The sequence below is a fragment of the Chroococcidiopsis cubana SAG 39.79 genome (assembly GCF_003991895.1).
GTDB classification, from domain to species: domain Bacteria; phylum Cyanobacteriota; class Cyanobacteriia; order Cyanobacteriales; family Chroococcidiopsidaceae; genus Chroococcidiopsis; species Chroococcidiopsis thermalis.
In genome coordinates, this window is the sequence record NZ_RSCK01000028.1 from 25,745 (window position 1) to 37,897 (window position 12,153).

Sequence of the window (12,153 nt, forward strand, 5' to 3'; positions counted from 1 at the left end):
TTCCTAAACCCGCCCTCCGATATTTTGTACAACCTACCAAGTTAAACTATCGGTAGAATTTGTGATTTCCAGTTGTAATTTGAGATTGAGGAAACTATGCAAATAACCGAACGCTACTACACCCAAGATGAGTACTTAGCTTTAGAAGAGATAGCTAAATTCAAGAGTGAATATATAAACGGTGAAATTATTCCAATGGTAGGCGGAACGACAAATCACAATCGGCTAGCACTAAATCTTAGTACTGGACTAAATTTTGCTTTCAGACAGCAAGACTACGAAGTTTTTATGGGTGACGTGCGTTTGTGGATCCCTGATAAGAACATTTACACCTATCCCGATGTCATGATAATTGCCGGAAAGCCAGAGTATTACAATAATCGTAACGATACAGTGACTAATCCAATTGTCATTGCCGAGATTTTATCTAAGTCTACCCAAAGTCGCGACCGTCAAGCAAAATTCGAGGATTATAAAACTATAGCTTCTTTCCAAGAATACATATTAATCGACCAAACCAAAATTAATGTCATGCAGTATGTGAAGACGGGAAGAAAGCGTTGGGAAATTCGAGAATATGATATAGAAGATGAAATGATTGCCTTACACTCTGTTCTCTTTCAAATCTCTCTAGAAGATTTATATAACAAAGTTGACTTTGAGGCAGAGCAGTTAGAGGAAGCTAATCCCGATAGTTAATTTCTCCCAGTTTGCATCCATTGACGAGAACCGAAAGCCTGACAAGACCGAGCAGCAATTTTTGCCGCAGCTCCTAAAGCTTCAATAAAATTGTGCTGAAGAATGTAATGACAAAAAGCCCCGTGAAAAATATCTCCTGCACCGAGAGTATCTATAGGTTTAATTTGAGAAATTTCTAGAGATTTGATTTTTCCCTCATCTAAAAACTGAATTGGTTGTTCTCCCTGAGTTATCGCAATATGAGGAATTTCTATTTGGGAAAGATAGGCAAAGACTTCCTCCATGTTGTGACAATTGGGAGGGCGAAAGTTAGCAGAACAGATAATGTAGTCTGCAAAAGACAGAACTTTTTCAAATCCAGGTTTCCAACTACCACCATCAACAACAACAGGAATATTATTAGCTTTAGCAAGTTGGGCGATTGCTTCTCCTACTAACATTTGATGTCCGTCAATTAAAACTATATCTACACCTTGTAAAATATTGTTTGGGATAAATTCAGGTGTCACTTGGTTTTTGACAGCATTAATAGAAACTACTGCCCGTTCCCCCGTCTCTTGGGAGACAATAATTGACGAGACAGGCGGCGGTTCAGTTTGACTGGGTGCTAAATCTGCGATCGCCACTCCATAAGTTGCTAAATCTGCTCGAACTAGCTGAGTAATCGGGTGGCTTCCTACTATTCCTAACAAAGTAGCCTGATTCCCCAAATAACTAAATGTGACGGCAGCATTAGTAGCAGGACCCCCAGCTGCAACAACATAATCGGATGCAACAATTTTCTGATTGTTAGTTGGTGGGGATGGAGCTAAATAAACAAAATCTAGGGTGACTAGACCAACAAATAGCCCGCGAACACTTTTAACTTCGCTTCGATTTATCATGAGCTATAAACTCTAGCTTTTACTTAATCTTGCCCTAGCAAATCTAAAGCAATTAACAATGCTTGGTTTAATTGCAACATTGCCTGATGCGAGAGCATTCCTCGTAAGCGCAAAAGACGAGCTTTAGATAAAACGCGCACCTGGTCTGCCATAGCAATAGAATCTTTACTCAATCCCCCATCTGATGCACGAATTAAAACTTGAGTCGGATAAACTCGCTTATCTGGCTGATAAGTAGTGCAAGGAACGGCTAAAATTACAGGACTATAGGCATTAATTGCATCGCGACTAACAATGATGATGGGTCGAGTTCCTCCTTGTTCAGAACCTTCAACGGGTTCGAGGCGGGCATCATAGACTTCTCCCCGTTTCACACCTGAGAAGCCCCTAGACTTAAAGCTTCCCAGCTAGCAGGAGCAAACTCAGCTTCCATTCTTAGCACTTCTGCTTGATAGTCTGGGTCTTGTGCCATCTCAGCTAGGGCTGCATCAATCTCTGCTCGTTGTAGTGTTGCCAGTTCGTGTCGCAAAGCTTGAGCTACAAACTCATTACGGCTCTTGGCTTTCCCTTCGCTAACCATTCTATCGGCGGCTTCTAGAAGCTCAGAAGGTAGAGTGAGAGTGGTACGTACCGTCCGTTCCATGTCTTTTATGGTGGCTAAATTGATGTCGCAAGTGGCATCATTTTTAGCTTAGCTCAAAAACAATTACTGGAAACTTTGCAGATACGATCGCATTCCCCAAAATGTTAGGTTTGGTTCATACATAATTTTTCGATCTGTGAATTCAGGATGGAGCGATCGCAGATATTCCAGTAGCAACTTACCATCGCCTCCTTTAAAACAAATCTGACTATCGGGAAATTTTTCCCACCAAGCCGTAACAAAATCGCGAATGCTGGCAATTAGCGTGTAGATAACTCCACTTTGGATTGCTTCTGAGGTATTCATCGCCCAGCGTTCGGGTAAAAAAAGAATTTCGGGAGTTGTTATTGATGGCAAATTAGCCGTTTGTTGCCCTAAAGACTGCAACTGTAGGCTCAATCCTGATAATATCGCCCCACCAACCAAACAGCGATCGCCATCTGCACCTGTAAAAGTTAATGCTGTCCCTGCATCAATAACTAAGACGGGAAAACCGAAAGCTTCTCCAGCTCCCAACACAGCTAAAGCGCGATCGATCCCTAGTGTGGGGTAAATTCCTGAAAGAGAGATTTTATCTAGCGAAATTACGTGTGCTTCTGGGTATGCTTGCCACAGCGCTGTCTGACTAGGAACAACTGAAGCAATGTAGATGGGTAAGAGGCGAGAGGCGAGAGGCGAGAGACGAGAGGTATTTAAGTCAGGAGACAGAATTTCTTGGGGAAGATCGGCAAAAGTCTTACACTGAGCTAGCTGTTGCTCAATCAACCTAGAAAGATGGGGGGTATCCCAAGTCTCTTGGATCTCTTCGCCTGCAAACCAAGCCCAATGCAACCGAGAATTGCCAATTTCCAAACCCAGCCAAGCTTCCATCTCAGTTATTAGTTAATTCCGACTTACGACTTACGATTTACTTTTAGCTTTTTTAACTCACTGATAATTTATTTAATAAAGCTTTACAAGAAAGACGTGAGAGAATGAAGATAAGGAAATAATACTTAAAAATTATAGGGGAGAGGACTAATGGTAGTACTCGCCGATAGAAAGCAAAATCGCCTGACAATCCAGACAAGTGAAATTGCTGCCAATACCACAGCAATTCGATCGCTCGACTGGGATCGCGATCGCTTTGACATTGAATACGGTCTGCAAAACGGTACAACGTATAACTCATTCATCATTCAGGGCGAACGAACTGCCTTAGTTGATGCTTCCCACGAAAAATTTCGCCATCTGTATTTAGATAGCCTCAAAGATCTGATTGACCTTTCACAGCTAGATTACATCATTATCAGCCACACCGAGCCAGACCATAGCGGCTTGGTTAAAGACGTGCTGCAACTCGCACCCAACGCCACGGTTATCGGCTCCAAAGTTGCCTTGCAGTTTCTTGAGGACATGGTACACCAACCATTCCAACGCCAAATCGTCAAAAATGGCGATCGCCTCGATTTAGGCAACGGACACGAACTGGAATTTGTCAGCGCGCCTAATTTGCATTGGCCCGATACTATTTTTACCTACGATCGCGCCACCCAAATTCTCTACACCTGCGATGCTTTTGGGTTGCATTACTGCGACGAGCGCATGTTTGATGAAGATTTAACCGCGATCGAAGCCGATTTTCAATACTACTACGAGTGTTTGATGGCTCCTAATGCCCGTTCTGTGATCTCTGCGATGAAACGGATGGGTGAATTAGGGAAAGTCAACATCATTGGTACTGGTCACGGACCTTTACTCTCTCACAATGTTGCGGAACTCACCGGACGCTACCGTAGTTGGAGCCAAAATCAAGCTAAGACAGAAACCACCGTCGCCCTGTTTTACACTCCAGACTATGGCTACAGCGATCGCCTTGCAGCTTTTATCTCCCACGGGATAGATAAAACGGGTGTTGCTGTAGAGATGGTCGATATGAGGACAACCGACCAGCAAGAAGTGCAAGAAATTGTCGGTCGCAGCGCCGGAGTTATCATTGGGATGCCCCCCAGCAGCCTCAGCGATCCCGCCCACGATACCCTCAGTTCGATTTTGGCAGCTGTCAAAGCCAAGCAAGTCTTTGGTCTATTTGAATCTGGGGGTGGCGACGACGAACCGATTTATCCACTGCAAAATAAGTTTCGTAACTTGGGCTTGACTCCAGCTTTTGGTATCATTCGGATTCAAGATACCCCGACAGAGAATACATACCAGCAGTGCGAAGAATCGGGAACGGACTTGGGACAGTTACTGACGCGCGATCGCAGTATTAAACAGTTAAAAGCCTTCGCCGCCGACTTAGAAAAAGCCCTGGGAAGAATCAGCAGCGGACTTTACATCATCACTACCCAAAAAGGCGAACTCTCTGGGGCGATGTTAGCTTCTTGGGTTGCCCAGGCTAGTTTTCAACCCTTGGGAGTCACGATCGCAGTGGCAAAAGACCGGGCGATCGAGTCTTTGATGCAGGTCGGCGATCGCTTCGTGTTGAATGTCTTGGAAGAAGGTAACTACCAAGCCCTGATGAAGCACTTCCTCAAGCGCTTTCCCCCTGGCGCTGACCGCTTTGCTGGAGTCAAGACCCAAATGGCAACAAATGGTTCTCCTATTCTTACCGATGCCCTTGCTTATATGGAATGCGAAGTCGCTAGCCGGATGGAGTGCAATGACCACTGGATCGTCTACTGTACGGTTTATGCAGGTCGCGTCTCCAAACCAGAATCTATCACCGCCGTTCACCATCGGAAATTAGGAAATTCTTACTAGAATTGGGGTTGCTGTTGTATTAATTCAAGATAAGAAAATGTCAGAAGAAGAGGGACTGGAGAAAACATCTGCTCAGTTACCATCTGCTTCTAACGCTTCTGCCGAGCCTACAGCCCTTTCCCAAGTAGAACAACGCATAGCTAAAGCAAATTCTCCTCAAGAAGCCTTGTTTTGGACTCAAATACGGGGAGAAATCATCAAACAAAATGAAGTTATTAAGGAAGGTAAACAGGGGCGTTTCATACAGAACATACAGATATGGCGACGAATAGGTGTTTCTGTTGCTGCTCTTACAATAGGTTTAGTGCTATTCATTAATGGCTCGACTGAAGCAGGGTTGCTAGTACTGGGAGCATTTCTGTACGAACTTGCACCAGACTTAGTAAAAGAAACATTTTCAGGCAGAGACAAAGGAAAAGAAGATGATTAGTAGACCTGCACAAATTGAAGGGTTTCGCAGCATAATCGCAGGATTAATTCTTGCCTTTGTTACAGCTTATCTGCTTTTTGTGGTTGGAAAAAATGAGACAACATCTGGAATAGACCAAGTGTTGCTAATTATCTCAGGTATGACTACAGTTGCTGCCTTATCTGCTTTCGAGCGGTTTATAGGAAGAGAACGAAAAATGAATTCATCTTTAGATGAAATCTTGTTTGACGAAGTTGATATTAGCAAAAGCATTGTAGAAATAGAAACAAGTGAATCAAGTATTAGTCAAAAAGGCAAAGTTGCGGTTTCTCAATCCTTGCCTTGGGATGTAAGCATAAATCAATTAATCGGGATAGATAATTCATTAGCATTAGCAAAATTAAGACTTGAATTAGAAAGAGAACTCAGAAGAATTGCTTACGAACATGGTATCGATATTTCAACACGTCCAATAGGTATTGTAGGCATGGCTGAAGAGCTTGTTGCCAAAGAAATTCTCTCGCCCGATTCGTTAGTACTGTTGATGAAAACTAACAGCACTTGCAATAGAGTAATACATCGTGGCTCCAAAATATCTGATGCAGCTACTAAGTCAGTGGTTAGAACTGGTGTTGTAATTTTAGATTATTTGCTTTCGGTGACAGCAGAAGAGAAATCAAGTGACTCCTAATTTAAATGCATTAAACCATGCTAGAAACAAAACCCCGCGACGTTCAAGTTCTACCCATCGGGATCGATACAACTATAGTGCGATCGCGCAGTTGGGCGCGGCTACGCTTTGAAATTGAGTACGCCCTTGCTAAAGGCACGACGGCAAATTCCTATTTTATTCAAGGCGATAAAACTGCCTTGATTGACCCTCCCGGCGAAACTTTTAGCCAAATCTATCTCGAAGCTTTACAGCAGCGCTTCGACCTCAAAAGTTTAGATTACGTCATCTTAGGACACGTCAACCCCAACCGCGCCGCTACTCTCAAAGCCTTGTTAGAAGTTGCCCCCCAAATTACTTTTGTCTGTTCTAATCCTGGGGCGAAAAATTTGCGTACCACGATGGAAAGTGAAGATTTATCCATTTTGGTGATGCGAGGAGATGAAACCTTAGATTTGGGCAGAGGGCATCTTTTACAATTTATTCCTACTCCCAATCCTCGCTACCCCGACCACCTTTGTACTTACGATCCGCAAACCGAAATTCTCTACACCGATAAACTATTTGGTGCACATCTGTGCGGCGAACAAGTATTTGATGAAGGCTGGGAAATTTTTAACGAAGACCGTCGCTATTATTTCGATTGTGTCATGGCTCCCCATGCACGACAAGTAGAAACGGCGCTGGAAAAACTTGCCGAATTACCCGTGAGAATGTATGGCGTAGGTCACGGTCCCATCGTTCGCTATGGATTGATCGAACTCACTCAAGCTTATCGTCAGTGGAGCAAACAGCAAACCTCTCAGGATATAACCGTAGCCTTGCTCTATGCCTCAGCTTATGGTAGTACTGCAACACTAGCACAGGCGATCGCCCGTGGAATTACTAAAGCTGGAGTCGCCGTAGAATCGATCAACTGCGAATTTGCCGAACCCGACGAGATCCGCACCGCTGTAGAAAAAGCTGCTGGGATTGTCATCGGTTCCCCCACCCTTGGCGGACACGCACCAACTCCAATTCAAACCGCTTTAGGGATCATTCTCTCTACCTCTAGCAGCAACAGACTTGCAGGGGTTTTTGGTTCCTTTGGCTGGAGTGGAGAAGCAATAGAATTAATTGAAGGTAAACTCAAAGACGCTGGTTATCGATTTGGATTTGACCCGATCCGCGTCAAATTCAAACCTACTGATGTCACTTTGCAACTATGTGAAGAAACAGGTACGGATTTTGCCCAAAGTGTCAAACGGGCGAAAAAAGTCAGAATCGCACGTCAACCAGCTAGCAATGTAGAACAAGCTGTAGGACGAATTGTCGGTTCTCTATGCGTCGTCACCACTAAAAAGCACGAAGAAATTTCTAGTGCGATGCTAGCTTCTTGGGTATCTCAAGCCACATTCAATCCGCCAGGACTCACTGTAGCTGTGGCTAAAGACCGTGCGATTGAATCGATGCTGCATAGCGGCGATAAATTGGTTTTAAATGTCTTGGCAGAAGGAAGACAATTACGCAAGCACTTTATGAAATCCTTTGCCCCAGGCGAGGATAGATTTGCCAATGTTGCTACGGAAACATCTGAAAACGGCTGTCCCATTCTCACTGATGCTTTAGCGTATCTCGAATGTACGGTTAATAATCGGATGGAGGCTGGCGATCACTGGATTGTCTACGCGATCGTCGATAACGGAAAAGTCCTCAACCCCGATGGTGTCACCGCCGTCCATCACCGTAAATCAGGGAATCATTATTAAAAAAGTAGAGACGTTATATGTAACGTCTCTACTTTTTTAATCCTTCAATTCCTTGGGAGACTGATAATAAACAACTCCGCCTGTATCTGAGACGAAATAGCAAGATTTATAGGATTGCCATAAAGCCCGCAATATGGAAACCTGAGACTTGCGATAGTAATTTCCCAAGATTGGTTTAATTGCTTCCGTCGCGGTGCGCAGGTGGTAGTGTGGCATATTCAGAAATATGTGATGTGCCACGTGAGTCCCAATATCGTGATGGATGGGGTTAATCCAGCCGTAATCGCGATCGATTGTTGATAAAGCCCCTCTTAAGAAATACCATTCCTCACCTCGATACCAAGGAATATCCGGTTCTGTGTGGTGTAAGAATGTTACCAAGTCCAGCCACATCACAAAAATGACGTATGGTACTAGGTAATATTTCAGCAAGAACATCCAGCCATATAGGTAAGTCAGTCCACCTAAGAAAGCTATCATCAATCCACAGCAGATCGTACTCGTAATCACATCCCACTTTTCGGAAGGACGAAAAAGATTGCTGCTAGGTAAGAAATGCGAACCCTGTTTTCCAGGCGATCGCTTAAATAAATAGAGTGGATACAAGAACAAAATTAGTTGAAAGCGTAGTAGTTTTTCATACCAAGCCATCTGTCGATATGTGGCTTCCGTCACCGGATACCAGCTTTCATCTGTATCGATATTGCCAGTGTTATTGTGATGGGTTCTGTGACTGATCCGCCAACCGTGGAAAGGGACGAGAATTGGCGTGTGTGCCAAATGCCCGACTAAGTTATTCAACCACTTATACTTAGAAAACGAGCGATGTCCGCAATCATGTCCAACCACAAATAAAGCCCAAAACATGGTTCCTTGCATCACCCAAAAAATGGGAAAGAACCACCAAGAGTCAATTGCACTAGCCACTACGTAGAGAAGGCTAATAATACCTATATCTAAAAAGAAGTAGGCAAGCGATCGCCAAGTAGATGGTTGAAAGCACTCGGCAGGGATTGCAGCTTTCAGTTCTGCCAGCGTGAAGGGAAGGCTTGCCCGATCTTGGCTAGTTTCCTTGCTTCCCAGATTTTCTACACTACTAACAAGCTCGAATGGCACAGAGTTTTTTAGTTTTAAACAGCGAACATTATTGTAATGCCAAAATGTAACGAAATTTGAATAAATCTCTGATAATAACGAATTTTTATCGAGAATATCAATTTGATTTTATTGTCAATGCGATCGCGGTGACACATAACACACATGTAGGGGCGCACAGCTGTGCGCCCCTACGACAATTCTATGGTAGAAACGTTATTCCACCCGCTTTTCCAAATATTGACCGATCATCTGTTGTTCCCCTGCACGGGAAATAATTGTCTGGCGCGTACGATACTTATCGCCAATTAGTTTTAACTGTTCCTCAAAGACTGAGCCATTATACTCAGTTCGCAGACACATGGTTTCCGATTCTAGAAAGTAATATTCAGCTGTTACAGGTTTAGTCGTGGCAAAACCGCGATCGCGATATAAAGTAGAACCTGCAACTCCAAACATTGTTGCACCTTTTGACTGCTTCTTCTGTGACACCGAATCCCGGCTTTCCCAACTTACTTCTGCACCACAAGTTAAGATACCTGGATCGCTCAATTGATGTAATTCTGCTAATTTTCTTAACTCATCGCACCCTGGTTCTAAAAACCTGATGGTAATGTAGCTGACCATTTCCTTAGTTTCGCCATCAGGTAACGTATAGTATCGTCGTTGCGATCGCCATTCACCCGCCGACTTGCGAAAGAACTCAGCAACTTTCTGGGATGCCGATGCTTCATCAACTTGAGCCAATCTTAATTGTGATGTCACGGTTAGCAAGTCCTTACATACTATGTATTCATCTTGCGCATCTTAGTCCCCCTACTTGGGGATGTTCCAGAAAGCAAGATCTTGTTAATATTTTTAACGATTGACTATATATTAAGTCAAAATTTTCAAATTTGACATCTTGTAGATGAATTAACTCTTCAGAGTGACTTCGCACCAGAGCTTACCAAGAAGGCGGTTGAGTGGTTGTAATTGTTGACACAATTAGGGAATTCGGCAGTCGGAAGCATCTAGCCACCAGCCACTAGTCACTAGTCACTGACACCCCCTAGACCGATCGATAAACATTGAGCTATGATTAACGATTGTGAGTTTTTTAAAAATGATGAACGCGCAAGAAATTATCCGCTCGATTGAAGCGGAGCAGTTGAAGTCGAATTTACCTGAGATCTATATCGGTGACACGGTAAAAGTCGGGGTAATTATTCAAGAAGGTGGCAAAGAACGTACTCAGCCTTATGAAGGCGTAGTTATTGCCATGCGTAACAGCGGCATTAACAAAACGATCACCGTGCGCCGCGTATTTCAAGGTGTAGGTGTAGAGCGAGTCTTTCTACTGCATTCGCCTCGAATTGATAGCGTTAAAGTTATGCGACGTGGTAAGGTACGACGTGCTAAGCTATACTACCTACGCGATCGCGTAGGGAAGGCAACTCGGATCAAGCAACGGTTCGATCGCGCCCTGTAATTGCAATTGGGTAACTGTTGCAAGTCACGCAAGAAAAATTACCCAATAGCAATCGCGAAGATCGCGCTTCAGGTCGCCAAATTGCGTTAGACTAGAATCCAGCCAAATTTGTGCGCTCTTAGTTCAGTTGGTAGAACGTCGGTCTCCAAAACCGGATGTCGGGGGTTCAAGTCCTCCAGGGCGCGCTCTCAATCAGGCAAATCCCTTACCCAAAAGCGCGATCGAATGCTAGCTATCGCCAGCAAAAGTAGAAGCTTTTGGGTAAAATTAGTTGGTGACGACCCAGATCTTAAATATATATAAGTTAGATCGGCTGGACTCGAACGAACTGCTCAGTCTGAACAAAACAGTCAAGCAGTGAGGGTTAAACCGCGATCGCTTCTATTATCAATTGAGGTGTAAAGCAACCGTGAGCAAGAAAAACGAAGCCGAGATCCAACAAAGCAGTGGATTTAGCGTCACCGACTTTTTAAAGGGAACTAAAGAGGAACTTGATAAAGTAGTTTGGCCCAGTCGCCAACAGCTAATCAGCGAATCTTTAGCCGTACTATCAATGGTGGCACTATCTGCCACAATGATTTACCTCATTGATGCGTTGTTTGCTTGGGCAGCAAGAAAGGTATTCTAATGACTTTTGCAACAGACGAGCCAGGTGACTCTCGCCGCGAAGAAGAGGCAAAACCAGCGATCGCGGACACAGCAGATCGCAAACCGCGTTGGTATGCCGTACAAGTCGCCTCTGGCTGTGAAAAGCGCGTGAAAGCAGACTTAGAGCGGCGGGCGCAGACATTCGACGTATCCGAGCGCATTTTTCAAGTAGAAATTCCGCAAAGTAAAGCCTTCAAAATCCGCAAAGATGGCAGTAGGCAAGAAACGGATGAAAAAGTGTTTCCTGGTTACGTGCTAGTCAAAATGGCAATGGACGATGAAACGTGGCAGGTAGTGAAAAATACCTCTCACGTCATTAACTTTGTCGGAGCCGAACAAAAGCGTGGTAGCGGTCGCGGTCGCGGTCACGTTAAACCCCTACCCCTCAGTCCCCCAGAAGTAGAAAGAATCTTTAAGCAAGCTCAGGAACAGGAGCCAGTAGTCAAAATCAATTTGGCGGCTGGAGATCGAATTATCGTGTTAACTGGTCCGTTTAAAGACTTTGAAGGCGAAGTGGTGGAAGTCAGTCCAGAACGGAGTAAGCTAAAAGCTTTACTCTCAATTTTCGGACGGGACACGCCCGTAGAATTGGAGTTCAATCAGGTTCAGAAACAAGGCTAGAACAGAGAAATGGCAAAGAAAGTAGTTGCGGTCATTAAGCTGGCATTGAATGCTGGTAAAGCTAACCCAGCACCGCCAGTCGGACCAGCGCTAGGTCAGCATGGCGTGAATATTATGATGTTCTGCAAAGAATACAACGCCAGAACCGCCGACCAAGCAGGAATGGTCATTCCCGTAGAAATTTCGGTGTTTGAAGACAGAAGTTTTACATTTGTCCTCAAAACTCCTCCTGCTTCCGTATTGATTCGTAAAGCAGCAGGGATCGAGCGCGGTTCCAACGAGCCAAATAAAAAGCGAGTTGGTTCGATTTCAACAGCTCAGTTGCGGGAAATCGCTCAAACGAAGCTACCAGACCTGAACGCTAATGATATCGATGCTGCGATGAAAATTGTGGCAGGAACGGCGAAAAACATGGGCGTAAACGTTACTGAGTAGTCATTCGTCATAGCCTTCGGCAAGGGCTATTCTTCGAGAAGCCACCCTTCGGGTGTCTACGCCCTAAGTCATTTGTCATTTGTAAGTG

General features: G+C 44.3%; 15 protein-coding genes and 1 tRNA gene. 10 read left to right on the plus strand and 6 right to left on the minus strand.

Annotated elements, in window-relative coordinates:
- Nucleotides 1–96 precede the first annotated feature (96 nt).
- Nucleotides 97–699: a Uma2 family endonuclease gene (locus DSM107010_RS17520; RefSeq protein ID WP_127023479.1), complete on the plus strand. Its 603-nt coding sequence runs from the start codon at nt 97–99 to the stop codon at nt 697–699.
- Here the strand turns inward: DSM107010_RS17520 and DSM107010_RS17525 are convergent.
- From DSM107010_RS17525 to DSM107010_RS17540, 4 genes are all read right to left on the minus strand, one after another.
- Nucleotides 696–1,583: a sugar kinase gene (locus DSM107010_RS17525; protein ID WP_106167471.1), complete on the minus strand. Its 888-nt coding sequence runs from the start codon at nt 1,581–1,583 to the stop codon at nt 696–698. The genes DSM107010_RS17520 and DSM107010_RS17525 overlap by 4 nt on opposite strands.
- A gap of 23 nt (nt 1,584–1,606) precedes the next feature.
- Nucleotides 1,607–1,957 carry a type II toxin-antitoxin system PemK/MazF family toxin gene (locus DSM107010_RS17530; RefSeq protein ID WP_106167472.1) on the minus strand — a complete coding sequence of 117 codons (351 nt, stop codon included), beginning with the start codon at nt 1,955–1,957 and terminating at the stop codon, nt 1,607–1,609.
- A complete protein-coding gene (locus DSM107010_RS17535) occupies nt 1,954–2,226 on the minus strand; it encodes a ribbon-helix-helix domain-containing protein (protein WP_015154781.1) in 273 nt (90 codons plus the stop codon). Before DSM107010_RS17535 ends, DSM107010_RS17530 begins: the two co-directional genes overlap by 4 nt.
- A 63-nt stretch (nt 2,227–2,289) precedes the next feature.
- Complete coding sequence (locus tag DSM107010_RS17540) at nt 2,290–3,096, minus strand: pantothenate kinase (RefSeq protein ID WP_106167473.1); 807 nt, start codon at nt 3,094–3,096, stop codon at nt 2,290–2,292.
- A 150-nt stretch (nt 3,097–3,246) separates the two neighbouring features.
- Here DSM107010_RS17540 and DSM107010_RS17545 point away from each other — a divergent pair, with 150 nt between their 5' ends.
- From DSM107010_RS17545 to DSM107010_RS17560, 4 genes are read left to right on the plus strand one after another with little or no spacing between them, the layout of a single operon-like run.
- The gene (locus DSM107010_RS17545) at nt 3,247–4,968 is read left to right on the plus strand and encodes a diflavin flavoprotein (protein ID WP_015154779.1); all 1,722 of its coding nucleotides are present in this window, start codon (nt 3,247–3,249) and stop codon (nt 4,966–4,968) included.
- A gap of 37 nt (nt 4,969–5,005) precedes the next feature.
- Nucleotides 5,006–5,398 (plus strand): hypothetical protein, encoded by a 393-nt coding sequence (locus DSM107010_RS17550; protein ID WP_106167474.1) that lies wholly within the window; start codon nt 5,006–5,008, stop codon nt 5,396–5,398.
- Nucleotides 5,391–6,068 (plus strand): hypothetical protein, encoded by a 678-nt coding sequence (locus DSM107010_RS17555; protein ID WP_015154777.1) that lies wholly within the window; start codon nt 5,391–5,393, stop codon nt 6,066–6,068. The genes DSM107010_RS17550 and DSM107010_RS17555 overlap by 8 nt, the downstream gene beginning before the upstream one ends.
- A 17-nt stretch (nt 6,069–6,085) precedes the next feature.
- Nucleotides 6,086–7,795 (plus strand): diflavin flavoprotein, encoded by a 1,710-nt coding sequence (locus DSM107010_RS17560; RefSeq protein WP_106167475.1) that lies wholly within the window; start codon nt 6,086–6,088, stop codon nt 7,793–7,795.
- 36 nt (nt 7,796–7,831) lie between these two features.
- On the opposite strand, the gene DSM107010_RS17565 is transcribed toward DSM107010_RS17560, so the two are convergent.
- Both DSM107010_RS17565 and DSM107010_RS17570 read right to left on the minus strand, forming a co-directional pair.
- A complete protein-coding gene (locus tag DSM107010_RS17565; RefSeq protein WP_106167477.1) occupies nt 7,832–8,878 on the minus strand; it encodes a fatty acid desaturase in 1,047 nt (348 codons plus the stop codon).
- Between the two features lie 228 nt (nt 8,879–9,106).
- Nucleotides 9,107–9,655 carry a phycobiliprotein lyase gene (locus tag DSM107010_RS17570; RefSeq protein WP_015154774.1) on the minus strand — a complete coding sequence of 183 codons (549 nt, stop codon included), beginning with the start codon at nt 9,653–9,655 and terminating at the stop codon, nt 9,107–9,109.
- Nucleotides 9,656–9,998: 343 nt separating this feature from the next.
- Here DSM107010_RS17570 and rplS point away from each other — a divergent pair, with 343 nt between their 5' ends.
- The 5 genes from rplS to rplK all read left to right on the plus strand — a co-directional run bounded on the left by rplS (nt 9,999) and on the right by rplK (nt 12,065).
- On the plus strand, nt 9,999–10,361 hold the full coding sequence (gene rplS / locus DSM107010_RS17575; protein WP_039716820.1) for a 50S ribosomal protein L19: 363 nt from the start codon (nt 9,999–10,001) through the stop codon (nt 10,359–10,361).
- A gap of 112 nt (nt 10,362–10,473) precedes the next feature.
- Nucleotides 10,474–10,546: transfer RNA gene (locus tag DSM107010_RS17580), tRNA-Trp, on the plus strand.
- A 224-nt stretch (nt 10,547–10,770) separates the two neighbouring features.
- Nucleotides 10,771–10,989 (plus strand): preprotein translocase subunit SecE, encoded by a 219-nt coding sequence (gene secE, locus DSM107010_RS17585; RefSeq protein WP_015154772.1) that lies wholly within the window; start codon nt 10,771–10,773, stop codon nt 10,987–10,989.
- Nucleotides 10,989–11,630, plus strand: coding sequence for a transcription termination/antitermination protein NusG (gene nusG, locus DSM107010_RS17590; RefSeq protein ID WP_015154771.1), 642 nt, complete (start codon nt 10,989–10,991; stop codon nt 11,628–11,630). Before secE ends, nusG begins: the two co-directional genes overlap by 1 nt.
- A gap of 9 nt (nt 11,631–11,639) precedes the next feature.
- Nucleotides 11,640–12,065 carry a 50S ribosomal protein L11 gene (rplK, locus tag DSM107010_RS17595; protein WP_015154770.1) on the plus strand — a complete coding sequence of 142 codons (426 nt, stop codon included), beginning with the start codon at nt 11,640–11,642 and terminating at the stop codon, nt 12,063–12,065.
- The last annotated feature ends 88 nt before the right edge of the window (nt 12,066–12,153 follow it).

Excerpts from the sequence above, each read along its gene's own strand:
- rplS (WP_039716820.1), top strand. The coding sequence starts at position 9,999 with ATGAACGCGCAAGAAATTATCCGCTCGATTGAAGCGGAGCAGTTGAAG.
- DSM107010_RS17555 (WP_015154777.1), top strand. The coding sequence starts at position 5,391 with ATGATTAGTAGACCTGCACAAATTGAAGGGTTTCGCAGCATAATCGCA.
- DSM107010_RS17540 (WP_106167473.1), bottom strand. The coding sequence starts at position 3,096 with ATGGAAGCTTGGCTGGGTTTGGAAATTGGCAATTCTCGGTTGCATTGG.
- nusG (WP_015154771.1), top strand. The coding sequence starts at position 10,989 with ATGACTTTTGCAACAGACGAGCCAGGTGACTCTCGCCGCGAAGAAGAG.
- DSM107010_RS17525 (WP_106167471.1), bottom strand. The coding sequence starts at position 1,583 with ATGATAAATCGAAGCGAAGTTAAAAGTGTTCGCGGGCTATTTGTTGGT.
- rplK (WP_015154770.1), top strand. The coding sequence starts at position 11,640 with ATGGCAAAGAAAGTAGTTGCGGTCATTAAGCTGGCATTGAATGCTGGT.
- DSM107010_RS17560 (WP_106167475.1), top strand. The coding sequence starts at position 6,086 with ATGCTAGAAACAAAACCCCGCGACGTTCAAGTTCTACCCATCGGGATC.
- DSM107010_RS17545 (WP_015154779.1), top strand. The coding sequence starts at position 3,247 with ATGGTAGTACTCGCCGATAGAAAGCAAAATCGCCTGACAATCCAGACA.
- DSM107010_RS17520 (WP_127023479.1), top strand. The coding sequence starts at position 97 with ATGCAAATAACCGAACGCTACTACACCCAAGATGAGTACTTAGCTTTA.
- DSM107010_RS17535 (WP_015154781.1), bottom strand. The coding sequence starts at position 2,226 with ATGGAACGGACGGTACGTACCACTCTCACTCTACCTTCTGAGCTTCTA.
- DSM107010_RS17550 (WP_106167474.1), top strand. The coding sequence starts at position 5,006 with ATGTCAGAAGAAGAGGGACTGGAGAAAACATCTGCTCAGTTACCATCT.